Here is a 25,377-nt window from a genome sequence, read left to right on the forward strand (position 1 = left end):
GCCCCGTGTTGATAGCAATCCGGGGCGTCTTTTAGTAACAACATATTGTAATTTTGATACACCCTTCAGCACGCGGGTTTTCAGCAAGTTGCTCGATACGAGCTATGCAAAACACAGTCTTGGTAATAATCGTCGATCATCCGTTTTTCGTCAGCCAAAAACCCTTTAATGCCTTGCTCAAACGGATTCGTCCTTAGCCAATGCGCCGACTGGGTCATCACCGGCTCAAAGCCACGAGCGATTTTGTGCTCGCCACCTGCGCCAGGCTCAAAGCGTTGCAACCCCTGCTCTATTGCAAACTCAATGCCTTGGTAATAACAAGCCTCAAAATGCAACGAATTGACCTCCTCAACACACCCCCAGTGGCGTCCAAATAAGGTTGTATCACTGTAAAACATCAACGAGCCGGCAATGTTCTTGCCATCACGCTGTGCCATCACTAACAACACCTGATCAGGCAATGCCTGCGCCACCGCTTGAAAAAAGTCTCGATTAAGCGTGGCCAAACTGTATTTTTCATGGAAGGTTTTTTGATAAAAATGGGCGAAATCCTGCCAGTCTTGCTCACTAGCCGTGTGACCGTTTAAGCGCCGCAAAATCACCCCTGCCTCGGCAACTTTGCGCCGTTCTTGCTTGATATTCTTCCGTTTTTTAGGTTTTAGCTGGGCTAAGAAGTCATCAAAGGTGTGATAAACGCGATTAAACCAATGAAAATGACAATCGTGGCGAATCAACCAATCGGTCTGCTGGTTTAACCAGGCTTGATCAGTGTGCTCGCCCAACGCATCCGCAAATAGAATATGCCAACCGCTCACCTGCTGTTCACTCGCCAAATTTTGCAGCTGCCGAACCAACAGGGCGCGGATTTGATCGGCATTATAATCAGCCGCAATCAAAAATCGTTGCCCGGTGACTGGGGCATAAGGTATCGAGGTGACCCATTTTGGAAAATACGCCAAACCCACAGATTGCCAGGCCTGCGCCCAACTGTGATCAAACACAAATTCGCCATAGGAATTAGTTTTAGCATACAGTGGCATGGCAGCGATTAAACGCTCTTTATCATATAAAGCCACATGTTGCGGATACCAACCAAATTCCGCACTGGCGCATTGGTGATCTTCCAACGCCTGCAAAAACTCATGGCGCAAAAACGGATTACTATCAATGACCAGCGCATTCCAAGCCTGGCGATTAATATCAGCTATCTGTCGAACTAAACGTAATTCCATAATTAGCAGACCTGGTTATTAGAGCGTATTACCGCCCTATTAAGTTGACAAGTTTTAAGAACCATCAAAATACTCTTGCGCCATTGAACAAGCCTATTTTCTTAACGGATCAAGAAGGTGCTTTAAACCATTGTGATCCAGCTCGTGCATGAGCGCCAACAATTGCCCTATATTTCCCGATGGAAAACCCTCACGCGCAAACCAATTAAGGTAATGTCCTGGCAAATCAGCAATAATTCGCCCCTTGTATTTACCGTAAGGCATCGTGAGTGTAACGAGTTGTTTTAAGTTCTCTGGACTCATAAGCTTAGTAATCGCTATTAATCAAAATTATCGCTGTTGCCATTTAAAAATATCGAGCAAAAGCAGCGCACCCTGCTCCACTTTATAAATAATCCTATAACCTTGATGAATTAAATCACGATAAGCCTCATGCTTGAGGTAATGGAAAGGTCGGCACATAAATGGCTGGTTTTTAACCAATTCAAGCTTGGCCTGTAATTCACGCTCAAAACTCAACGCAGCGGGTGGATTATCAAGCGCAATATAACAAAGAATAGCTTGCAGACGCACAACACAAGGCCGCGTTTTAACCAGCCTCATCGAACCAGACCAAGCTCACGCGCAAAAAACTCATTCATCACTTGCTCGTATTCTTCATCACTGAGTTGATAACTCGCTTCCGATTCCGCTACCCGTTTTTGAACCTCGTCAATAGAAGACACGCTAAAAGACTGTTCAAGAGCTTGCTTTTGAATCTCTTTTTTCTGTTGCTGCTGTAAATAGGTCATGATTCCTTGGCGTGCTAACGAAGATTTGCTCTCCTGCAAGCGCTCCGCCAAACTATTTAACAGCGAATCGGTTTCCTCGTCTAATCGAATCGTCAAAGAAATCATCTGCCCTACTCCAACAATATTAATAATGTCATACAGTGTAAGACAGGTTGAAAAAAGGCACAAGCTTTAACCCGCATGATCGACAACTGTAATGGTCTCCTAAATATCCGTTTGTGAAGGCTATCATACCTTCCAACTTTATTAGACCATTAAAGTCTCAGCCGTTTTTCCTTTGTGCTCTGTCTTTTCGCTTCGTTGATCCATAGAAGGTAATCGTTTCGTTGGTATGGGGGCCTGGCTTCATACGCATCCATCAACCCAGACTCCATCAAAGCATCCCTGACGAAATCAGACATCGGTTGCTTCTCACGCTTGAGCCTGGACACGTCACCTGGCATCTCTGCGACACCATCTATCATGCACAACGCTTGGTTCAGGTGCGCCGTAGGCGTCACTTGGAACCACTTGTTATATGCCGACCCATTCTATAAGGCTATCGGCTTTCTCCGGCTTCAAATCTCGAATCATCGCTCGGTAGATTTCTACCAACTCATCACACATATAGATATATGAGTTAAAATCTTCTGTGAAAGAAGGTAGCCCTTCTTTTAGACCTAGCTCAATTCCTTGGATATTTATTGGTCCTATCGATTTATGACTATGAAGACCTAAGTTGTGAATCGTATTGCACTATTTAGGTAGCCAATTTCACTTTACCACTACACACAGCTAAATTTTATTTGTAATATGGGAAAGCAAAACAAAACCCTTGCTATTACCTATCGGATAGTTTTTCACTTGTTGTCTTCATAGCTTCCTGAACTTTTTTCAAGCCAAGTTCAAAATAGTTCTTATCCAGCTCAAACATTATCGCAGCCATGCCGTTCTGCACGGCAACACAGGCGGTTGTCATGCTACCGCCATACGGATCAACAATGACAGCACCTTTTGGGAGGGTGTCAATAAGAAGTTGGGGTATCTCTGGGGGGAACGGTGCGGTATGCCCGTGAGTATTCTTGCCGCGCACCATCTTGAAGACAGGGCGTTGCTTTAACACCTTAATTGACAGTGGGACTGCTTCCGCTCCGGGCTTGCGAAACACAAGACAATGCTCCCAACAATTGAAAGGAAGCTGGTAATATGGTGATGTATTTCCACCATTGAAATTGCGCTTGCCTTCGATATCACCTTTAAACCAAATCACATTATCCGCGATTTTAAAGCCCGCCTTCTCAAACAAATGTATGATATAAGCACCTAATATCATTCGTTTCCTACCCATAGTTGAAAAAGCGACGATATTCTCATTATCAAAGTAGTCGAAAATATTATAGATGAACAGACTACCCGGTTTAAGTACCTTGAAAACCGCTCTCGAAGCGTTGAACATATCAAAGAGATAACAATAGATATTTGGCCACTGAGAATATTCACGTGCGTTGAAATACGGTGGTGATGTAACTGCACCGTCTATGCTCTCTGGCGGCAAAGCTTTCAGTCCACTTTCACAGTCAACATTTATAAGTCGTATACCTGGTTCTAATCGCTGTTCTGATGATTCAGAAATAATTGCGCATTGAGAGCGCTCCAGTGCAAAACGCTTGAAGAAGGCGCTGTCAAAGAAGCGATTGCGAATGCCTGCATCCGACTTCAACAACCCAAAGGATTCGTATACAATTTTACGTCCAAGATAACTGGTAGTCTCACCATTATCTTGCCCAATCACAAGTACACGATCTTTATGCAGGCTGAATTGACGAACAAGCATATCAATGATTTCTTCATCGCGGACACCAAAGAGCACATCATTTCGCCAACGTCTGCGGACTTGGATCGGAATCTGATCTTCTGCTGACACAATAGCTTCTTGTTTCATAATTGATGCCAGGGAGTAGCGGTTTCCACGATCATAGGCGCTACGTTCAGGGCAAATTAGATTCTTACACTCCCAACTTCGAATCCCAATAGTTGGGTATGAATTCCCACCAACTTTGTGCGAACGACATGCAGGACAAGGTATTACCCGCTCATCACGTTCATTTTTTTCAAATAAGATAAGAATGTCATAGAGTTGGTTGGTTGTGCCTTCTTCATCGGCGTGAGAAAGAATAAAACAATCCTTAAAAAAGAACCCCTCATTAACTAGTTCAAAGTTAGCTGATTCAGAATTGAGAGCTTCCCCGATATAAGCTTTGGTAATCTCACGAATGGTGTTTGGTCGAAAATAACCTTTTGATAAAGCAATTTCACGATGTTTTTCAGCATAAATAATGATATCAGCGAACAGGCGCCACTGTCGGGCTTCGCCGCCAGGTGCTGCTCGCAAGCGCATCGCAAAATAACAGTGATTTGCTAGACGTTCATAGCTATCTCGAACCCCTGTAAGAAGTAGATCGGATATTTCTTGATCGGTATGCTCGACATAAGCACCTATATCAACATCCTGGTAGATCAGGGCGCATTCTCGATGTAACTGCTTATAATGATGAGTGCGAAGGTGGTTAAAAAAGTTAGCATGATATTCATTAAGTGCGTCTTCATTAAAGACTTTATGCATTATGCTGTCTTCAAAAGCACAGAAAACGAAGCCACCAAACAACGCACGCTGAATAAGAACTTGCTTTTCTTCAATGGCACAGTCACGTGCATCGCTGCGGTTAACGCTGCCAGATTTCAGAAAGTCGTGTAAACCTGACACTGTCTCATCAATCGTGATTGGATTGAAGGTCTCTAGCAAATAATTACTTATCCCCTTTACCTCGCACCAAGCTGCGAACGCATCATGATTCGAATTGTCAAAGAGCGTGGCTAGCGTATTCTTATCATGATAGTTGAAGTACTGTCGCTGCTTAGCTGCAAGGTCAATAAACACCTTAATACGTTGCTTGTTAAGGCCGAGCTTACTATTTACTAGGGTGAAGAGCTCCCGGCTCCGATCAGCCGAGGGACGCAAGGCCTTTTCACCAGCAGAGAGAGTCGCTCTTTCAGCCGCATCCATTAGATCAAGTGGACACTCAAATCTGAGACTTAACAAGTTGTTGAACTCATCTAGCAATTTAATAGCTAACGATTTTTTCATTTCTAGTGCATTTTCCCGTTATAAATATGCGATTTTGGCATATTTTGCCGCATCTCATATAATTTTGCAACTATGCGGAGATGAGCAGATGAAAACCATACACAGTGGTAGCTATAAGGTAGCACAACTAATGTTGATTCAACTAAGAAAGAATAGCGGGCTAACGCAATCAGAATTGGCCGAGTATATTGGCGTTGATCAGTCATTTATTAGCAAAATCGAACGGGGCGAACGGCGTTTAGATATTGTTGAGTTCGTGCTTTACTGTAACTCATTAAAAGTCTCACCCGCTGAAACGATTGAGATTTTGCAACAAAAAGTTGAGGATAGTAGCTATGAATAGAGACCATCCAATAGATCCACACTTTACTGATGAAGCAACTCCTCTTGATGCCACTGTAGATGTTGCACCTGTAGCAGGATTCGGGCTTCACGACAGCAATTGGTCGGAAAGTCAGTGGCAAGATTTAATCATCTCGTTCGTCGAAAATGGACTGGTGAACTGGAAAGAATTGGGCGCACTTATCCTCGGACACCTCAACCCTTCGCAAACAGGTACAAGCCTTGCGTCATCTGATGGTTTCAAGCGACGCTACGGTAAGGGTAACACCATGCGCATTGTCATGGATTGGGCTTATGCACAAACAGGGCAGTGTCAAGATTGCGGTAGTCGGCTTGAGTTGCAAGCTGATCATATAGAAAGTCGTGAACTTTTCACTGACCCGCTGGAAGCAGACTACATTGAAAACATAACATTGCGCTGTAGGCGCTGCAATGTGGTGCGGAGACCTTCTCATGAACAAGGGGGCAAAACATTTTTGACAGCGGAATCTGCCCTCATGTGGATTTTATTGGTGATCAAGCCGCGCACTTATTTTGATTTCGTGCGTCTTTGCCGTATATACGGTATGACAATGGCTGATATCCGGATGCAAGAAGCCTGGGCAATGGCGCATTGGCTTTCACGTAATGATCCGCCCTTGTATGGCATTGAGAATGATGAGAACGCATCCTATGATTTACTTCATTGGCAAACTGGTGAGATCACCCGAACAGATGCGTGTGAAACCATTCCTGACAACGCCAAAAAGCTTTATGAAAACGTACGTGGAAATTACAGTTTTGCATTCCTCGCAAAAGCAGAAGACGGGCGAATAAAGTTGTTCAACTATCCACTGAGATGGATTCCCTTTTCCACATATGATCTCGGGGAGATGCCGCCATACGCGCTGGCAATTCGTTACACTCCGCCTAACAAAAAGAAAGGTCTGGCGCAACGGATTACCCCTCTACCACCTAGTGGCGACCTCATTATAGTCTCGCATGTTGTTGTCGCGCCTAACGAGCACTTAGTAGTAGGCAACGTTAATCATGGCGATAAAACTACGATAAAGGATCCTGTAAATCTCAATGGTAAGCTGCTCGATCGTAAACTCCAAAAGCAGCATGATCTTCAGCTTTCAGTGGCATCAGGTGAAGGATATTAATGATTCATAAAACTATATGTTCTGCAGTTTGTTGATCGGGTTTAGGCGCTTTACAAACTCTGCCTCATATCATGAAAACTCGGCGCAGCGGCTAGCAGGGTTTGGGTGTAGATGTGTTGTGGGTTTTCGAGGATGGATTGGACGTCGCCCTGCTCGACGATTTTGCCTTCGGACATAACAGCTACGCGATGCGCGATACGCGGGATGATGGATAAATCGTGGGTGATAAATAATAGCGATAGATTGTAGGTTTTCTGCAGGTGGTTGAGCAAATCTAATACTTGCGCGCGCACGGTGACGTCTAGTGCGCTGGTGGGTTCGTCGCAGATAATTAATTCTGGCTCAACCGCTAGGGCGCGGGCGATACCAATGCGTTGGCGCTGGCCGCCAGAGAATTCGTGCGGGTAGCGCATTTTGTGCTCCGCTAATAGCCCGACTTGTTGGAGCAGTTCGTCAATGCGCTGATTTTGATCGGCTTTGTTTTGCGAGCCGACTTTTAAGCTGACCATGCCCTCCCGAATGATTTCACCGATGGTCATGCGTGGATTTAGCGCCGAATAAGGGTCTTGGAAAATCACCTGTATTTTTTTGCGCAAAGGTTTTATTTTGCGTTCATTGAGTTGTGCGAGATTAACGTCTTGATAACGGATTTCGCCTTCGGTGCTGTCGATTAACCGCAGAATGGCTTGGCCAATGGTGCTTTTTCCGCTGCCCGATTCACCTACCAGCGCAAGGGTTTCACCACGTCGAATCACTAAATCAACCCCATCAACAGCTTTTACATAGCCAACCGTGCGCTGCAATATGCCCTTCTTAATCGGGAAATGGACTTTTAAACCGCGTAAATCCAGCAAGGACTCATTGGTTTGTAGGGGTTTGTAGTTACGCTGTGGCAAGGCATCGGCAAGCAGCTGTTGGGTATAGGGGTGGGTTGGCGCTTTAATAAAGTGCTCAACTTCGGCCGTTTCGACAATCCGGCCTTTTTGCATCACCGCCACACGGTCGGCCATTTCAGCGACAACACCCATATCGTGGGTGATAAACAAAATAGATAAACCCCGTTCATCACGCAGTTTCTTCAGCAGTTTTAATACTTGGGCTTGAATGGTGACATCCAACGCCGTGGTCGGTTCGTCGGCGATTAATAAATCCGGTTCGCACGCCAGTGCCATCGCAATCATCACCCGTTGTTTTTGACCACCAGATAGTTGGTGCGGATACCAATTAATGCGTTGTTCAGCCTCTGGAATGCCCACTTCGTTGAATAAATCAATCGCTTTGGCTTGGGCGGCTTTTGAGGATAGACCTAAATGCACGCGCAACACTTCAGCCACTTGATCCCCCACACGCATGACTGGGTTGAGTGAGGTCATCGGCTCTTGGAATATCATCGCAATCGACTTGCCGCGCACCTTTTGCATTTGGGCTTCGGTTAAGTTCAGCAAAGACTGGTTGTGCAGCTGAATATCGCCCACTTCAATGCGCAGCGCATCGGGTAACAAGCGCATCACCGCTAATGATGTTAGAGATTTACCACTACCCGACTCGCCAACCAAAGCAAAAATCTCACCCGGCTGAATTTGCAAGCTAATACCATCAATCAGCGCATTATCGCCGACATTTACTACTAAATTCTCAATTGCTAAAACCGGATTTTTCATACGAGTTCCTCTTATATAAACGGTATAACCGCTAAACGGAATACGACTAAAGTTAATACTAACATCAACACTACATTGATTAGTGCAAAACGAACTCTTGGATAAAGGTGCGTAGCAGCATGCTGACAAATTTCGGTTTGTTTTTCCGCGACAAACCAATCAACCCAGCGTTGTTCGATCTGAGATAGGCTTTTTAAATGCTGGCTTAGCGATTCAAATAAACGGGCCGCGATCAGTGCTTGCAGGCTTTTATGTTGCCAAAGTTGTTGCAAGGCGCTTTTATAACTATAGGCCAGCACCCCATTCCAAACAAATACCATGCCTAGGCCGAGATAGAATACCCAAGGACCGAGCCAAACACTCAAGCCAAGCGCAACCAGTAACAAGCCGTTTTGAATCGCAAAATAATACCAAAAGGCACGATACCAGGCCTGCTCTAGCTCGGTTAAATAGGCTGTAGCCTGACTATTAAGTTCAGTCATCATCTTATCGCGGGTTTTCTGCTCCAGTTTTTCACTCACCCAGTCTTTGGTTTTTTTACCCGCCAATACACTGGCCGCCACTCCGGCGCTCCAAGTCAAACCCTTTACAATCAACGGTGCCGCAAACCAAGCCATGACTTACATACCCCTTAATTATTCTTCGGGTCTAACACGCGCTGGACGCGGTCGGAAAAGAGGTTGGCAGCGAGTACCAGAATGAACATAAACACAAAAGCGCTAAATAATGACCACCAAACCATCGGTTCACGGGCCATTTCTAGGCGCGCTTGGTTGATCATATTGCCCCAGCTATTCATGGTCGGATCAACGCCGACACCGACATACGACAAGACGGCTTCAGCCAACACCAACGCACTAAAATCCAATACCACAGCAATCAACACAATATGCATCACGTTGGGCAGAATATGGCGGGTAATAATTTTAAAGCGACTAACACCAAAAGCGCGTGCGGCGGTAACGTATTCAACTTGGCTGATTTTTAAGGTTTCAGCACGTAATAGACGACACAAACTGGTCCAACTGGTTAAGCCCAAAATCAGCACCAACACCAACAAGCGGAAGTCGGCGCGTTCGGTGGCCGTTTCAAACCACTGCGGGTTATTGGTGATAATGGTCTGCATCACCAGCACCGAGGCGGCAATTAACAAAATCCCCGGAATCGAGTTCAATGTTGTATAGACGTACTGAATGACATCATCGACCCAACCGCGAAACAGCCCGGCACTGATGCCCAAAATCAACGCCAACGGCAACATGACCAAAGTGGTGAGCACCCCAATCAACACCCCTGTACGCACGCTTTTAAAGCTTTGATAGAGCACATCACCACCAACCTTATCAGTGCCAAGCACATGATAATAATGCCCTAAATAATACAGCCAAGACAAAATCACCAAGCCCAGCGTAAAGGTTAGATAGGCGGTACGCCATGGCAAATCAGCTTTGCCCTTCAGCACCAGGCCTGCTTGTTCGCCAAAACGCCGCCCTAAAGCACGGGATCGCCAAGCCAAATGCAAGCTGATTAATAGCCCGCTTATCGCCAATGCCACCGCCAGCGCAAACACCGATTTTTGTGTGATGTCGGCGGCACGCTGTGATGGATCGGTTAGATGCGCACCAGCATGCAGCAACTCTAAATGCTGTTGCAACACGCGCCCGTCTTCATCCTTTACAATCGAGGTGCTATGCTCTTTTAGCGCAAATGGCGCCGAATAAGTGCGTTCGGTTTGACTGCGAATTTCATTAAATACCCAATCCAAGGCGCTGGTGGTTTGACCAGCATACTGTCGTTCTTGTCCAGACGTTTGCCCTTGATTTTGATCTGGCAGAGCTAACCGAAAATGCAACGAGTCTAACAAGGCAATTGATAAATAGAACAATAAGACAATCGCGGAGGCCATCGCAATTTTCGAGCGAAAAATCGCCAGCCATTGCGTCTTTACCTGTGGCGAGCGCGAAATCGTCCAACCCCAGGCGCCAAGCGCAAGCACCAGCCCCCACACCATAATATCTGTCCAAAGCCATACCCACATCATGATAAACGTACCCTTGGATCAAAAATGGTATAGGAAATATCGGTTAAAATCAGACCGATGATATAGAGTACCGCGCCAAAAAATACCATCGCCTTCACAATCGCAAAATCCTGCGCGTTAATCGCATCTATGGTGTAGCTGCCGAGACCGGGAATACCGAAAAACGACTCCATAATCAAACTGCCCATAAACAGGCTCGGAATCACCACCACCACGCCGGTTAAAATCGGCAACATGCCATTGCGCAACACGTGTTTAAACAGCACACTGATTTCAGACAGCCCTTTCGCGCGGGCGGTTCGCACATAATCGCGGTTGATTTCTTCCAAGAAAATACTGCGATACCAACGGGTGCCCGCCCCCAAACCGGCAAACACGCCAATCAACACCGGCAAGATTAAAAACTTAACACTCGCCCAGCCAGGTTCATAGCCGGAAATCGGCACCCAGTGCAGGATTTTACTAAACAATACCTGACCGGCAATTATATAAAACAGCCCGGATATTGACATAATCATCACCGCGATCACCATCGCCGTGGTATCGAGCACCGTGGCGCGAAATAGCACAATCAGCAACGCCAGCGTAATGGTGGTAATCAGCCCAATCGCAAAGGTCGGCAAGGCAATCGCCAAACTCGGCCACATCCGCTCTTTAATGTCTGAGGCGATATCCCGCCCGGCATCGGATTTACCAAAATCAAACACAAACAATTTCAGCGACTGCTCAACAAACAAGGTATCCGATACCTTAACCAGACCTGGTGCCTCGCTATTAAAAAACAGCGGTTTGTCGTAACCACGCTCCGCTTTCCAACTGGCAATCAATTCCGGCGTGGTTTGTTTCGCACCCAATTGCGCCCGCGCCATATCATCGGGGGTATTGACCATAAAGAACAATACAAAGGTAATGAAATTCACCCCAATCAAAATCGGAATGGCGTAAATCAAGCGCCGAACAATATACGCCATCATAGCTTGCGCCCTCCCGTGTTAGTCGATTGCGGTTGAATGCGTTGTTGCTGACGCGCACGATAGGCACGCGCCGCCCAAATAAACAACGCCAATGTTAAGAACCCCGTTAACCACAATGGCCATACCACTGGGCGATTCCATTCCGCTTGTTTTTGCAAACGCAATTCAGGATCGACCGATAAATATTTCACGCTGTTATTGGCTAAACGATTCGGCCATACATTGTGATACCAGCTGTGATAGAGCGCTAACGAACGCGGATGAAGTGCAAACACCCAAGGCGCATCTTGGCGCACGATGTCCAACATCTCTTGAATAATCACTAAACGCTCCGGTGAGTTTTCCATATTGCGCATTTGTTCAAACAAACGATCAAATTCGGGATTGGCATAATTGGCTGAATTAATACCGGCACCGCCCGTTGCGACCGAGCCATTGGGCCCATAAAGTAGAAATAAAAAGTTTTCCGGATCGGGGTAATCCGCGCCCCAACCCCAAAAGAAAATCTGCGCATCACCATTGCGAACCTTGTCTTGAAAGCGATTGGCATCAGTTGCGCGAATGACCAATTCGATACCCAAGGTTTCAAACTGTTTACGCATCCAATCCATCCGCGCGCGATCATCCGGCCCGGTCGCCACCGCATCGAAATGCAACTGTAAAGGTCGTCCAGTTGCTGGATTTAAGCCATTTGGGTAGCCTGCTTGTGCCAACAACTCACGTGCCGTGTCCAATGATTTACGTTGATACTCGCCATTTACCCACTCATGCACGTAGGGGTTAACACCTTCTTCACCTTCCAAGTGACCAAATATCCCAGGTGGAATTGGTCCTTGTGCCGCCATGCCGCGTTCATTCATAAAAATCGAAATAAACTCTTCATAATTCACCGCGATACTGAGCGCTTGGCGCAATTTTTGCCGATCGGCACTGTAACCACCAATAACATCATCCAACATATTAAACGCCAGATAGAACACCGTTGGCTCTATACCCGAACGCATTTGAATACCCTTTTCGGCCATCTCCCCGGTTAAATCCAACTCACCGCTCACCGATACCTGTACCGCCTGATCAAAACTGTCGGAACTCACACCCGAAGCATCATAATACCCCTGCAAAAACTTGTTCCAATAAGGCACACTTTCTTTTTCCAAGGTATAGACCACTTGGTCCAATAGCGGCAAGCGCTTGCCAGCATCACGTAACAGACTCTCAGGCATGTAATAGGTTAAACCCGAATCCGGATAAAACTGTTCATGAAACACTGGATTGCGCACTAAACGCATTCGCAGGTTCGGATTATTTTCTTCTAGGAAAAACGGTCCGGTTCCCACAGGAAAAGTATTAAAGTTGATATTGCGTGCCACCAGGCCTGGTTGCGCATAAAACTGCTCCACTTCCCAAGGCACGGGTGCAAAGAAATTCATTGCCAACCAATACATAAATTGCGGATAAACCCCTTCAATTTGAATGCGCAACTGATGGTCATTGACCACCTCAACGCCCGGAATTTGATAGGGGCGCAAATCAAAAAAGGCTTCGCGATCAACTTCGGCTCGATCAGCACTCACCTGCTCACTAAACTCACGCAGCCCAACAATATAATTCATCATGGTATCGAGCACCGGCGAGTGATTTTGGCGCACCGCCATCCGCTTGATCGCATAGGCATAATCGGCAGCCGTGAGCTCACGCGTGGCCAGTTGTGACAGCTCAAAGGGTGAACCTAAGTTGGCGGCTTTACGCGCATCCAATGGCAGATAAACAAATTCGCCGTTGGCATCACGCGCAAACGCCGGATGAGGCTGAAATTGAATACCGGACTTCAGATTAAGGGTAAACTCCGAATAGGCCAGATCTGCCGCATCATGCGCAACTTCGAACCTCTCGGCATTAAAATAACGTACTTTTGGCATTTCGGTGAGCGTCAGCGGCTCCAAGGTAAAGGGACGTTTAAGATAGTGATACTGCAATGGCGGTTCCAGAATTTGGCTGATAATTTGCCATTCATTCGAGCTATAAGCGCGCACTGGATCCAAGTGTTTCGGTGGTGCTGAAAAGGCGGTAAAAAGTGTATTTGATACAACCGCTTCTTCGGTATAGGGGCGATTCCACTGATCAGCGCAAGCCACTAAACCAAGTGCAATTGCCAGTATTAACAAAGGTTTAACAAATGACGCGAAGAACTGACCCGGCCTGGTTAAGTGCATTGTTTGGTTCACCTTTAGGTTTCACGCTATAATGTTGGCATTTTAACGAGTCACAATTAGCCAAAATGGAGAAAAATATGGGCTTTTTAACTGGCAAACGCGCTTTAATTGTAGGCGTCGCAAATAATAAATCCATCGCTTATGGTATTGCAAAACAAATGCATGAGCAAGGCGCAGAGATTGCATTAACCTACCAAACCGAGAAACTGCAAAGTCGAGTCGAAAAGGTCGCTGAAGAACTTGGCTCTAATATCGTCTTGCCACTCGATGTCGCAGACGATCAACAAATCACCGATGTGTTCGCCCAATTAAAAAACCACTGGCCGGAAGGTCTGGATATTTTAGTTCATTCGGTAGCCTTTGCACCGCGTGAAGAACTCGAAGGCCGCATGATTGATGCCTCTACTCGCGAAGGCTTTAAAATCGCGCACGACATTAGTGCCTACAGCTTAACCGCGCTCACCAAGGCCGGTTATGAGATGTTAAAAGCACGCCAAGGCTCGGTAATGACGATTTCCTATTTGGGCGCCGAACGTGCCGTACCCAACTATAATGTCATGGGCATTGCTAAAGCCTCATTAGAAGCCACTGTACGATATTTGGCGGCGGATTTAGGTCAAGATGGCATCCGCGTGAACGCAGTATCTGCTGGCCCGATTCGCACCCTCGCCGCTTCAGGTATTAAAGATTTTCGGCAAATGCTGGATAAGGCGGCTCAAGCAACCCCGTTACGTCGTAATGTGACCATTGAAGAAGTCGGCAATACCTGTGCTTTCTTATGTTCAGACTTAGCGTCAGGCATCACCGGTGAAATAACCTATGTTGATGGTGGCTATAACACGACGGCATCAACCTAAGTTATAAAGCAACTCTAAAAAATTCCCGCAATAGCGGGGATTTTTCATCGCTACATTTTAGATGTTAACGTTCAGAAAAACGTTACATCTTTATCAATTCAAAGCCATTGGTCGTTAATAACTCCGACTGACTCGCTTGAGTTAATACCGCACGCGTGGCTTGACCTTGGATATATCGTTGCGCCACGGCTTTAACCTGTTCTAAATCGGCATTGAGTACCGCTTGACGGTAAGCAACTCGCTTGTCATGGTCACGACCATAGAGCTCTTGATAAAAGGCTTTTTTCGCCTCACCAGCCGGAGAGCCGGGTTTATCCATGGCACTGACAATATTCAAAATCGCCTCATCCACCTGCTCTTGCGTTGCGGAAGTCATTAACCAATCCAAGGCTCGGTCAAAATCGGCATAAGTCTCCATTAAACGCGGGTCGCGATAAGAAAACATCACTAACGCGCCGGACTCAGCATCAAAACTGGCACCACCGCCGTAGGCGCCGCCTTTTTCACGAATCGCACTGTGTAAAAAGCCATTGCGCAAACAAGCACTCATCACCGACAACAATGGCGCATCTTCATGGCCCCACATTACCGCCGGATAAGCTTGGGCACAAAAATTAACCTGAGTTGAAGTTAACCAGGCCTGGTGTTGAACCACTGTAGGCTGTGCCAAACGCAATGACTGAGCATTCGAAGTTGTCGAGGCATTGAGTAACTCACCCATAGCAGCATAGGCCGCATCATAACCAGCATCATCCGCTACCAATAGCGCTTGTTTTGGCGCGCTGGCGATCTTGTCGCGCAAAACCGCTAACTGATGGGCAAAGTCCTCTAAAGCCGTTTGATCCTGCAGGGCTTTATCTAATTGCTTAATAAACTGAATGCCGGCTAAACCGGAACGCTGGAAATTCCACTGTGCCACTGGTGAAAACGCTTGTGCTGCCGCACTCATCGCCAAACTATGGCCGGCACCGGTAATGCGATGCTCCATTGACGAACGAATCTGTGCCACTAAATCACGTAAACGCGCCGTTTCACTAAAATCCACTGTTAACAAGGTTTGTTGCATCAAATCCGCCAGATCTTGCTGATGACGATTCAAGGCCTTACCGGTCAACATAAAATGACTGTGATAAGCCGTCTTATCTAAAATATCGGCTCGAACGGCAGAACGCGCACCCAACCCGCCAGTCACCGCTGCTTGCAAGGATTGAGTTGTCAAATAATCGCGCCCCCCACTACCCACTTCGGTTAAACAGCTATTAAATAACGGCATCAAGGTTTGCTCTGCCGCGGTTAAATCGGGCATATCAACGATTAATTGCTGGTACACCAAACCATTGGTACCACGTTCGTAGGCGGTGATTTTTCCACCTGCGACTTGCTTGGATTGCTTCGGCAAGACCTGAATAATTTCTGGATTAACATCATCTTTGGTAACGCTTGGCAAAATCGTTGGATCATCTTGTTGTGCTTGGCGTTGCTCCAGCGCAACGGCTTGATCAATAATGGCTTGCTGTTCAACGACCGTTAATGTCTGCTGAATCGTCGCTAACTTGGCCTTTTCAGCCTGCTCACGCTGTGTATTTAGATTTGCATCAGGCTTAAGGGTTAGACGCACGCGATGGGGATTATCTAACAACCAGGCCTGCACCAAATTCGGAATAAAGTCTGGATGAGACACTTCTTCCTGTAATGCCAGCAACACCTTATCCACATCTAGTAAGGCCACCGGGTCACCTTGGTGCAAAGCAGCAGGCAAGGCACCCAGCATTAACTCCAAGCCATAGGGATAGCTATCACCACCCACTTCACGCTGACTCAACTCCAATTGATGTAACATGGCTTCAACATGCGATTGGTCAATACCTTCATCAACAATTCGCTGTAACTCATTGATAATTAAATCTTCTACCGCTTGTGCATGCTCCGGCTCACTGCCTTGCACGCCGACCACAAAGGCCATTTCTTTATTGGAGTCTTCTAAGCCACATAGCGGTGAAGGCGCAGTGGCCAACTCAGTTTGTTCTAACACAAATCGTAAGGGCGAGGCACTGTTATCCAACAACACCGAAGCTAACAAATGGCCCTTTAGCACATCCATAGGATCCTTGTTTAAGCCTAACAACCAGCCCAGCACAATATGGGTTTTTTGGGTGGTATCCTCTTCATCTAAAGCATAAGATTGCTCTACAACTTTAGGCGCACTAAAACGCTGTTCGGTTTCAACATAAATCGGTTCAATAGGTTGGCTAAAACGAGCCAGCGCCAAACGCTCAAAATCGGCTTGCAACTCGGCCGGAGTTTGGTTGCCATAGGTCATAAACACCGCGTTCGATGGGTGATAATGGCTGCGATGAAACTCGACCAGTTGGGCATGAGTTAAGTCAGGAATGGCTTCCGGCTCCCCGCCACTGTTGTAGTGGTAGGTCGAAGTTGGATACAGCTCACTCGTTAACACTTGCCACAAAGTCGAAACCGGCGAACTCATCGCGCCTTTCATTTCATTAAACACCACACCCTTATAGGTTAAAGGCGAACTGGCATCGGTTGGGGTTTCAAATTCAAAACGATGACCTTCTTGCGCAAAATCGAGCGGATCTAAATTGGGGAAAAACACCGCATCCATGTAAACGTCTAGTAGATTCTTGAAGTCCTTGTCATTTTCGGTGGCAAAGGGATACGCCGTCCAATCGCTAGAAGTAAAGGCATTCATAAAGGTGTTAATGGAACGGCGAATCATCATAAAGAACGGGTCACGCACTGGATAACGCTCAGAACCACACAACACGGTATGTTCTAAAATATGCGCCACCCCGGTGGAGTCTTCTGGTACGGTACGCAAGGCCACCATAAACACCTTATGATCATCATCGGCCGCTAAATGATAATGCATAGCGCCGGTTACCTTATGACGGAAGGTTTGTACCTTTACCGATAAACTGTCGATAAAATCTTCACTGATAAACTCAAATGTTTCAAAACTGGTTGGCATAAAACCTCACAAATAAAAAAACCGTTTTGCAACGGTTTTGGTTGTATGGGGAAAGCTCTTTCTTTTAGGCTTTTATCCGTCTGTATACCCCTGCTCCTTCGATTTTTGCTGCGCAAAAAGAGGCGTCGCTGGGGCATACAAACTCGATAAAGCAAAAGTCAAATGAGAAGAGCAAGCTCCGGTAACTAAACACCTTTAATCGATAACTTAACACGGCCTTGCTTGTCAATCTCTAACAAACGCACTTGAATCTCTTGGCCTTCGGCTAGATAGTCGGCTACGTTTTCAACACGTTCCTCAGCAATCTGAGACACATGCACTAAACCTTCACGACCTGGCATATAAGATACAAAGGCACCAAAATCAACAATTTTCATAACCTTAGCATCATATACCTTACCAATTTCTGGTTCAGCAATTATGGCATTAATCTTGGAAATCGCGATATCAGCCGAAGCTTGATCGGTAGCGGCAATACGCACAGTACCATCATCTTGCAGCTCAATAACGGCACCGCTCTCTTCGGTGATAGCACGAATCGTCGCGCCACCTTTACCAATAATTTCGCGTACTTTATCCGCTTTGACTTTCATAGTCGTAAAGCGTGGCGCAGTATCAGCCACCTCTTGATTTGAGCTATTAATTGCCTTCGCCATTTCACCTAGAATATGTAAGCGACCGACTTTCGCTTGATCCAGCGCAATACGCATGATTTCTTCGGTAATCCCTTCAATCTTAATATCCATTTGCAGTGCAGTAATGCCCTGATCTGTACCAGCAACCTTAAAGTCCATATCACCCAAATGATCTTCATCACCAAGAATGTCTGAAAGCACGGCAAAACCAGCGTCTTCTTTAATAAGGCCCATCGCAATACCTGCAACGGGTGCCGCAATCGGAACACCGGCATGCATTAACGCCATACTAGTACCACAGACGGTAGCCATAGAACTTGAACCATTGGATTCAGTAATTTCAGATACTACGCGAACGGTATAAGGGAATTCTTCAGCCGTAGGCAACATAGCCGCAACCCCGCGACGCGCCAACATGCCATGACCGATTTCACGACGACCCGGTGTTCCCATGCGCCCACATTCGCCCACAGAATAAGGCGGGAAATTATAGTGCAACATAAAACGGTCTTTGTACGAACCAGTTAGCTCATCGACAATTTTCGCGTCGGTTTCCGTGCCAAGCGTGGTCACCACCAAGGCTTGTGTCTCACCCCGAGTAAACAATGCTGAACCATGAACCTTAGGTAAGATACCAACCTGGCAATCAATGCCACGAATGGTATGATTATCACGCCCATCAATACGCGGTTCACCGGCAACCGAACGACCACGAACAATAGCTTTTTGCAACTTACCAAACAATCCTTCAAGCTCTTTCTCTGCCGCGCCATCTGGACGGGTTTCTGATACAGCAAGCTCAGCCATTAGTTTCGCTTTAGCGGCATCTAAGGCAGCATAACGAGCCATTTTATCCGCTATGGTGTAGGCGGCTTCGACATCGCCACGAATCAATGCAAACACTTGGTCTTTCAACGGGGTATTTTCAGCGGCTGGCTGCCAATCCCAACGCGGCTTGCCAATCGAGGTCGCCATATCGCGAATCGCCTGAATAGCCACCTGCATTTGCTGATGACCAAACATCACCGCACCGAGCATAATATCTTCCGGTAATTCGCTCGCTTCCGATTCCACCATTAACACCGCCGTTTCCGTACCAGCCACACTTAACTCAAGATCAGACGTTTCTAATTCCGCTTTTGATGGATTTAGTAAATAATCACCATTACTGTATCCCACAATGGCGGCACCTATAGGCCCATTAAAAGGAATACCAGAAATCGCCAATGCCGCTGATGTTCCCAACATCGCTGGTACTTCTGCACCTACTTCGGGATCTAAAGCTAACACCGTAGCAATAATTTGTACCTCGTTCATAAAGCCTTTAGGGAACAAAGGGCGGATCGGACGATCAATTAAACGTGAGGTTAAGGTCTCATATTCCGAAGGACGCCCTTCACGCTTTAAAAAACCACCGGGAATCTTACCGGCTGCAAAAGCTTTTTCCTGATAATTGACGGTTAATGGAAAAAAATCCTGTCCTTCTTTAGCTTGCTTTGCGCCCACGACTGTAACCAATACGCGCGTGTCACCCATGCCAACGATGACAGCACCGTCGGCTTGACGAGCAATTTCACCAGTCTCTAAGGTGACTTGATGCTGACCGTATTGAAAACGAGTTAAATGTTTTGCCATGCGTTAATACCTACTTAATTTTTAATGTCATCATTTCTATTTTCTCGCTGCTATTGTAGCCTTAATTAGCCAACGTGGATAGAAAATCGGCCACAAAAAAGCCCCGACCAGCGGGGCTTTTTTTCAGGCGCTAACCTAGCAATTACTTACGTAAGCCTAGACGACCGATAAGGTCTAAATAACGCTGACCGTCTTTCTTATGTAAATAATCAAGTAACTTACGACGACGGCTAACTAAACGTAATAAGCCAACACGCGAGTGGTTGTCTTGCTTGTGCGCTTTAAAGTGCTCAGTTAAGTATTTGATACGCTGGGTTAATAACGCTACCTGAACTTCTGTAGAACCGGTATCTTGTGCGTTAGTGCCGTAATCAGCAACAACTTTCGCTTTTGTTTCAGCATTAATCATGGTGTTCTCCATAGTGATCGATCGATTTAAAGACATCGTTTCCGCGACCGATAGCAGAAAGATGTTAGCATTATCCATGTTTTTAAAGCGTTTTCAAGGCTTTTTGCATACCGATTTTAGTTAGTGACGGCCATAGCCATGCATATAATGCTCAATCTGTGCCATATTTTCACTCATCGAACGTACTAGATGATCCAAACTCACCACGGCATTCTCTAAAATATTCACCGCAATAAACGGATGCTCAACTTTTAAACGGTCATACATGGCACGAGTTAAAAACAACAACTTCACTTTTTTCGATTCACAGTACATACGTAAATTACGTGGCTTACGATCAAAAAACGACATTTCGCCAATCAGATTACCCACGCCCTGACTGCCAACATTGACCTCATCCTGACCATCAAAGCTAACAAAACCAACGCGCCCTTTGATAATAAACATCATCGCATCACCCACTTCGCCTAAATCCGAAATGATGGAGCTTTGCTCATAGCTCCGTTCAATTAAATAAGCGGTTAAGGTATCGACTTCTTCACGAGTCAGCGACTCACAAATCGCATTAGTCTGAAAATAATCAAATAATTCACTGCTCTTTACTTTCGTCATACTCACTCCTCGATTTGTAAGTCGGTTTGCGGGCTAAAAAGGCATTCATAGGCCGTCCATCCGACAAAGTCCCTAGTTTATCAACAATTATGTCAAAATGCGCAAAGCGTTGCGCTAATTCACCTGGCTGTAAAATAAACTTCCGATTTTTTGGTGATCCAAAGGCTTGCACGCCTTCCGCAAAAGTTTCAATTAAAACATAGCCACCCGGCTTAAGCTGGGTTTCAATATAATCAAATAAATTACGATCTAAAAAACGTAACTGATAAATTACATCAAAGGTTTCGCTGGGACGTTCACACGGCTTGGTTAAATCGGCTAACCGAAAATCAACCAACACCTGCTCTGCGCGGGCTAAATCCATGGCACACTCCAAAGCAGGCGCTTGATTATCTACCGCCACTACCTGCCAACCTTGCTTAGCCAGATAGACTGCTTCACGCCCACCGCCACAGCCGAGATCAAGTGCTAATCGAGCTGAACCCCTATCAGACGATATAACCTGCGGAAATAATAAAGCGTTTGCTAACTGTTCGATTAAAAACGGATTGGCTTGCCATAAACGCCGAGTTTGTGGGCCAGACACCATTGGCCATTGACCGGAATCTAATTGCAAAAACTGCTCCGGGCTTAACCAGGCCTGCAATTGATAACCTTTTTCCGCTAACCAGGCCTGGTAAATCAGCACCGACTGAACATCGGCAATCAGACCTAAGGGTTGTTCACGATTAGGAAGTTGGTTTAGACAGTTAGGGTTAAGCGGCAATTGCCAAGGAAACGCCCGTTCAAAACGAACCTGACAAAACTGATCAGCACTTCGCGTATCAAGCCAACACAAGGTGGGATCATAGTGCAAGGGCTTAAAAGAGTCGCGTTGTTCAGCGGTCCAAGCGAGGTTGTGTGGCACAGAGCGCATTCGGATCATCCGGATTTAAATGAAAGCCACGCTTAATTTTTAAACGCTGCTTATCAGCCTGCCACTCACCCATCGCAAAAATCATCCCCTTATCATCATATAACCGAATCATATGGGTAACATCCGTTTGTGCAGGCAAAACATCAAACAAAAAACCACCTAACCACAGATGCTCTTTTTGTTCAGCAGTTAAGTAGAGTGCGGGGTATTCCAATAACGCAATATCCAGAGGGTGGATCGAGGAATTCGGGTAGGTGCATATCTCATGCAAAGGTTGCATATCCTGAGCATTAAAAACGCCCGTTTGAGTACGGTGCAAGGCCGTTAAATGGCCTAGCGTCCCCAAAGCCTCGGCAATTTCGGCGCCTAATACACGAATGTATGTCCCTTTAGAGCAATGCACTTCAAAGCGAATTTGATGCGCTGAAAAATTCAGTAGTGTTAACTCATGGATCGTCACATTGCGCGGTTCACGCTCAATTTCAATCCCCTTACGAGCATAGACATGCAAGGATTTGCCTTCAAACTTAATCGATGAATACATCGGTGGGATTTGGGCAATCTCGCCACGAAAAGACTGTAGCACCTGTTCTATTGACTGGGCGGTTAGTTCAGGAACAGGCAAGGTTTCAATCACCTCACCATCGCGGTCACCGGTATCGGTTTTTTGACCTAAATCCAGTATTGCAATGTAACGTTTATCTGAAGCCAACAACATACTCGATACCTTGGTCGCCTCACCCAAACAGACAGGTAATAAACCGGTAGCGAAAGGATCTAGCGTCCCAGAGTGACCTGCCTTTTTCGCGCGATAGGCTTTAATCACTCGCTTGACCACTTCCGTAGAAGTCATGCCTGCCGGCTTATCCACCAATACAATGCCATTCACGACACGGCGTCGCTGACGCGTCTGACTCATGAATTAATGCAAGGCTTTACGAATTAGCGCCTCAATATGATCAACGCGATCAGGCACAGTATCGTAATAAAACCGTAATTGCGGCGTAACTCGCAAGCGTAAAGCCTGGGCAAGTTCAGAACGCATAAACCCCGTCGCTTTTTTCAACGCCTGTTCCGCATCAAGCACGGCTTGGTCACCTTCTTTGGCGCCAAGGACCGAAAAATACACCTTAGCGATACCCAAATCCTTACTCACCTGACACTCAGTTAGAGTCAAGCTTTGCAACCGCGGATCTTTGATCTCGCGGCGCAACAGGTTTGATAACACCCGAAATATTTCTTGTGATACGCGATCGGTACGACTAAATTCTTGTGACATTAATCTAACGTCCGTTTCACTTCATAACGTTTAAAGACTTCAATCTGGTCACCCACGCGCACATCGTTGTAATCCTTCACACCGATACCGCATTCCATACCTTGACGAACCTCTTTCACATCGTCTTTAAAGCGACGTAAAGACTCCAGCGCACCCTCATAAATTACGACGTTGTCACGTAAAACACGAATTGGCTGACTGCGCTCAACCGTACCTTCAATAACCATACAACCGGCAATTAAACCAATCTTCGGTGCTTTAAAGACATCACGCACTTCAGCAACACCAATAATTTCTTCACGCTGTTCCGCTGAAAGTTTACCTTCAATGGCACGCTTCACCTCATCGACAACTTCATAAATGATGCTGTAGTAGTAAAGACCGACCGACTCACGCTCAATCAAACGCTTCGCCGTTGCGTCAGCACGTACGTTAAAACCAAACACCAAGGCTTCCGAGGCAATCGCAAGGTTAACATCACTTTCAGTAATACCACCCACACCACTGCTAACCACATTTACTTTAACTTCTTCATTACTTAAATCGGTTAAGGCATTCGAAATCGCTTCAATAGAGCCCTGAACATCTGCTTTTAACACGATATTAACGGACTTGGTTTCACCCTCAGCCATCTTGTTAAACATATTGTCCAACTTGGCACTTTGTTGACGCGCGATTTTAACTTCTTTGTACTTGCCTTGACGGAACAACGCCACTTCACGTGCTTTACGCTCGTTATCAACAGTAATCATTTCATCACCGGCAGACGGCACACCCGATAAGCCTAAAATTTCAACAGGAATCGACGGCCCGGCAGAATCAACCTGCTTACCAAGCTCGTTTACCAAAGCACGAACACGTCCAAACTCCATGCCACACAGGGCAATGTCACCTTTTCTCAAGGTACCCGACTGAACAAGTACGGTAGCCACAGTACCACGACCTTTATCTAAGCGTGATTCAATAACCACACCTTTTGCGTGTCCTTCTACCGGTGCATCCAACTCTAAAATTTCAGCACTTAACAACACCGCTTCCAACAAGTTATCAATACCGGTACCCTTTTTAGCTGATACGGGTACAAACTGCACCTCACCACCCCATTCTTCAGGGACGACATCCAGGGCGGCCAACTCTTGCATCAAGCGCTCTGGGTTGGCGCCCTCTTTATCCATCTTGTTCATGGCAACCACCATCGGTACACCGGCTGCTTTCGCATGCTGGATGGCTTCTTTGGTTTGTGGCATCACGCCGTCATCAGCCGCGACCACGATAATAACAATGTCCGTCGCTTTCGCACCACGTGCACGCATTGCCGTAAAGGCTTCATGGCCTGGTGTATCGATAAAGGTAATGTCACCATTTTGGGTCTCAACATGATACGCACCGATGTGCTGAGTGATGCCACCCGCTTCACCATGCGCCACTTTTGCTTTACGAATGTAATCGAGCAAAGAGGTTTTACCATGGTCAACGTGACCCATAATGGTAACCACCGGAGCACGATGCACATACTCGCCATGATACGCCTGTTGTAGAACTTCCTCTTCCAGCGCATTTTCTTTCAACAACACCGGTTTATGACCTAACTCTTCAACAACTATTGCGGCAGTTTCCTGGTCAAGAACCTGGTTAATCGTAACCATGGTACCCATAGTCATCATAAATTTAATGACTTCGGCCGCTTTCACCGCCATTTTATCGGCCAGCTCAGCTACCTGAATCGTTTCTGGTAGCGTTACTTCACGCACTACTGGACCGGCTGGACGCTGGAAACCATGCTGATTATCCGCAGATGATTGGCGGTTATCATGACGATTATCATGACGGTTGTCGTGACGCTTTTTAAGCTTACGACGCCCACCTGCCGGCGGGGCATCATCAGTTACAATTTTTGTTTTAATCGTTTTCTTGGCTTTCGGTGGGCCGTCTTCTAAACGGCTTTCAAGTGTTTTTGCCTTTTTATCTTTTGGCTTCTTATTTGCTTTAGATTCCGCATCTTCGCCAACAATCTTTGGTTTTTTAACCACCATTCCTTCAACTTCAGCAGGTGCCACGGCAGGTGTAGGCTCAACTATCGGCTGAGTCACATCTGATGCGGTTGTTGCAATTGACGATGTATCCGTCGTAGCTATTGGAGTCGTCGAGGCAAGCGCTGTTTCAGCAGTATCAGGCGCTGTATCTAGCACTTCACCACCCGCTACAGTCTCAGTACGTTTCACATAGGTACGTTTCTTACGCACCTCAACGTTCACCGTACGCTTACCAGAACTCGAGGATAGGTTCAATGTTTTTACCTGCTTGCGATGCAAGGTGACTTTTTTGGGCTCAACCTCAGCCGCATCGCCGTGCAAACCCTTCAAATACGCCAGTAGGGTCCGTTTTTCATCATCGGTAATAGCGTCATCAGCTTTCTTGTCTTTAACACCGGAAGCACTAAGTTGGGCTAGGAGTTTTTCCACAGAAAGGTTTAGGGTCTCTGCGAACTTGGATATCGATACTTCTGTCATACTCACCTC

The 25,377-nt window shown here is 46.4% G+C and carries 22 protein-coding genes; 3 read left to right on the top strand and 19 right to left on the bottom strand.

From position 1 onward, the window contains the following. Positions 1 to 80 precede the first annotated feature (80 nt). The 6 genes from THICY_RS04355 to THICY_RS04375 all read right to left on the bottom strand — a co-directional run bounded on the left by THICY_RS04355 (position 81) and on the right by THICY_RS04375 (position 5,147). The gene (locus THICY_RS04355) at positions 81 to 1,232 is read right to left on the bottom strand and encodes a GNAT family N-acetyltransferase (RefSeq protein WP_013835394.1); all 1,152 of its coding nucleotides are present in this window, start codon (positions 1,230 to 1,232) and stop codon (positions 81 to 83) included. A gap of 93 nt (positions 1,233 to 1,325) precedes the next feature. After that, positions 1,326 to 1,535: a DUF3820 family protein gene (locus tag THICY_RS08720; protein ID WP_013835395.1), complete on the bottom strand. Its 210-nt coding sequence runs from the start codon at positions 1,533 to 1,535 to the stop codon at positions 1,326 to 1,328. A gap of 27 nt (positions 1,536 to 1,562) precedes the next feature. Then, complete coding sequence (locus tag THICY_RS04360; RefSeq protein ID WP_013835396.1) at positions 1,563 to 1,835, bottom strand: type II toxin-antitoxin system RelE/ParE family toxin; 273 nt, start codon at positions 1,833 to 1,835, stop codon at positions 1,563 to 1,565. Next, the gene (locus THICY_RS04365; protein WP_013835397.1) at positions 1,832 to 2,128 is read right to left on the bottom strand and encodes a ribbon-helix-helix domain-containing protein; all 297 of its coding nucleotides are present in this window, start codon (positions 2,126 to 2,128) and stop codon (positions 1,832 to 1,834) included. Before THICY_RS04365 ends, THICY_RS04360 begins: the two co-directional genes overlap by 4 nt. Before the next feature lie 149 nt (positions 2,129 to 2,277). After that, positions 2,278 to 2,487 (bottom strand): YdeI/OmpD-associated family protein, encoded by a 210-nt coding sequence (locus tag THICY_RS08870; RefSeq protein ID WP_407635091.1) that lies wholly within the window; start codon positions 2,485 to 2,487, stop codon positions 2,278 to 2,280. Between the two features lie 356 nt (positions 2,488 to 2,843). After that, on the bottom strand, positions 2,844 to 5,147 hold the full coding sequence (locus THICY_RS04375) for a DNA-methyltransferase (protein WP_013835399.1): 2,304 nt from the start codon (positions 5,145 to 5,147) through the stop codon (positions 2,844 to 2,846). 88 nt (positions 5,148 to 5,235) lie between these two features. Between THICY_RS04375 and THICY_RS04380 the strand changes: the two genes are divergently transcribed. Together THICY_RS04380 and THICY_RS04385 are read left to right on the top strand one after the other, a co-directional pair. Next, positions 5,236 to 5,490 (top strand): helix-turn-helix domain-containing protein, encoded by a 255-nt coding sequence (locus THICY_RS04380; protein ID WP_013835400.1) that lies wholly within the window; start codon positions 5,236 to 5,238, stop codon positions 5,488 to 5,490. Continuing rightward, positions 5,483 to 6,634, top strand: coding sequence for an HNH endonuclease (locus THICY_RS04385; RefSeq protein ID WP_013835401.1), 1,152 nt, complete (start codon positions 5,483 to 5,485; stop codon positions 6,632 to 6,634). The genes THICY_RS04380 and THICY_RS04385 overlap by 8 nt, the downstream gene beginning before the upstream one ends. Before the next feature lie 50 nt (positions 6,635 to 6,684). Here THICY_RS04385 and THICY_RS04390 read toward each other — a convergent pair whose 3' ends face one another. Genes THICY_RS04390 through THICY_RS04410 form a run of 5 tightly spaced genes read right to left on the bottom strand, consistent with a single transcriptional unit; the run spans position 6,685 to position 13,523 of the window. Continuing rightward, the gene (locus THICY_RS04390; RefSeq protein ID WP_013835402.1) at positions 6,685 to 8,295 is read right to left on the bottom strand and encodes an ABC transporter ATP-binding protein; all 1,611 of its coding nucleotides are present in this window, start codon (positions 8,293 to 8,295) and stop codon (positions 6,685 to 6,687) included. Positions 8,296 to 8,306: 11 nt separating this feature from the next. Continuing rightward, positions 8,307 to 8,912, bottom strand: coding sequence for a hypothetical protein (locus THICY_RS04395; RefSeq protein ID WP_013835403.1), 606 nt, complete (start codon positions 8,910 to 8,912; stop codon positions 8,307 to 8,309). A gap of 14 nt (positions 8,913 to 8,926) precedes the next feature. Then, positions 8,927 to 10,336 (bottom strand): ABC transporter permease, encoded by a 1,410-nt coding sequence (locus THICY_RS04400; RefSeq protein WP_013835404.1) that lies wholly within the window; start codon positions 10,334 to 10,336, stop codon positions 8,927 to 8,929. Next, a complete protein-coding gene (locus tag THICY_RS04405; RefSeq protein ID WP_013835405.1) occupies positions 10,333 to 11,310 on the bottom strand; it encodes an ABC transporter permease in 978 nt (325 codons plus the stop codon). The genes THICY_RS04400 and THICY_RS04405 overlap by 4 nt, the downstream gene beginning before the upstream one ends. Further along, a complete protein-coding gene (locus tag THICY_RS04410; RefSeq protein WP_013835406.1) occupies positions 11,307 to 13,523 on the bottom strand; it encodes an ABC transporter substrate-binding protein in 2,217 nt (738 codons plus the stop codon). Before THICY_RS04410 ends, THICY_RS04405 begins: the two co-directional genes overlap by 4 nt. Positions 13,524 to 13,600: 77 nt before the next feature. Between THICY_RS04410 and THICY_RS04415 the strand changes: the two genes are divergently transcribed. Continuing rightward, positions 13,601 to 14,380, top strand: a complete 780-nt coding sequence (locus tag THICY_RS04415; protein WP_013835407.1) for an enoyl-ACP reductase FabI — start codon at positions 13,601 to 13,603, stop codon at positions 14,378 to 14,380. An 82-nt stretch (positions 14,381 to 14,462) separates the two neighbouring features. Here THICY_RS04415 and THICY_RS04420 read toward each other — a convergent pair whose 3' ends face one another. From THICY_RS04420 to infB, 8 genes are all read right to left on the bottom strand, one after another. Continuing rightward, the gene (locus tag THICY_RS04420) at positions 14,463 to 17,372 is read right to left on the bottom strand and encodes an insulinase family protein (protein ID WP_013835408.1); all 2,910 of its coding nucleotides are present in this window, start codon (positions 17,370 to 17,372) and stop codon (positions 14,463 to 14,465) included. A 185-nt stretch (positions 17,373 to 17,557) separates the two neighbouring features. Then, positions 17,558 to 19,642 carry a polyribonucleotide nucleotidyltransferase gene (gene pnp, locus THICY_RS04425; protein ID WP_013835409.1) on the bottom strand — a complete coding sequence of 695 codons (2,085 nt, stop codon included), beginning with the start codon at positions 19,640 to 19,642 and terminating at the stop codon, positions 17,558 to 17,560. A gap of 142 nt (positions 19,643 to 19,784) precedes the next feature. Next, a complete protein-coding gene (gene rpsO, locus THICY_RS04430; protein ID WP_013835410.1) occupies positions 19,785 to 20,051 on the bottom strand; it encodes a 30S ribosomal protein S15 in 267 nt (88 codons plus the stop codon). Positions 20,052 to 20,171: 120 nt separating this feature from the next. After that, positions 20,172 to 20,663, bottom strand: a complete 492-nt coding sequence (locus THICY_RS04435; protein ID WP_013835411.1) for a Crp/Fnr family transcriptional regulator — start codon at positions 20,661 to 20,663, stop codon at positions 20,172 to 20,174. Next, on the bottom strand, positions 20,641 to 21,579 hold the full coding sequence (locus THICY_RS08600) for a class I SAM-dependent methyltransferase (protein ID WP_013835412.1): 939 nt from the start codon (positions 21,577 to 21,579) through the stop codon (positions 20,641 to 20,643). Before THICY_RS08600 ends, THICY_RS04435 begins: the two co-directional genes overlap by 23 nt. Next, entirely contained in the window at positions 21,542 to 22,498 is a 957-nt protein-coding gene (gene truB / locus THICY_RS04445; RefSeq protein WP_013835413.1) for a tRNA pseudouridine(55) synthase TruB, read from the bottom strand. Before truB ends, THICY_RS08600 begins: the two co-directional genes overlap by 38 nt. A gap of 3 nt (positions 22,499 to 22,501) precedes the next feature. Continuing rightward, on the bottom strand, positions 22,502 to 22,858 hold the full coding sequence (gene rbfA / locus THICY_RS04450) for a 30S ribosome-binding factor RbfA (RefSeq protein ID WP_013835414.1): 357 nt from the start codon (positions 22,856 to 22,858) through the stop codon (positions 22,502 to 22,504). Next, positions 22,858 to 25,368 carry a translation initiation factor IF-2 gene (gene infB, locus THICY_RS04455; protein WP_013835415.1) on the bottom strand — a complete coding sequence of 837 codons (2,511 nt, stop codon included), beginning with the start codon at positions 25,366 to 25,368 and terminating at the stop codon, positions 22,858 to 22,860. Before infB ends, rbfA begins: the two co-directional genes overlap by 1 nt. Positions 25,369 to 25,377 lie beyond the last annotated feature (9 nt).

It is taken from the genome of Thiomicrospira cyclica ALM1 (assembly GCF_000214825.1).
GTDB classification, from domain to species: Bacteria; Pseudomonadota; Gammaproteobacteria; order Thiomicrospirales; family Thiomicrospiraceae; genus Thiomicrospira; species Thiomicrospira cyclica.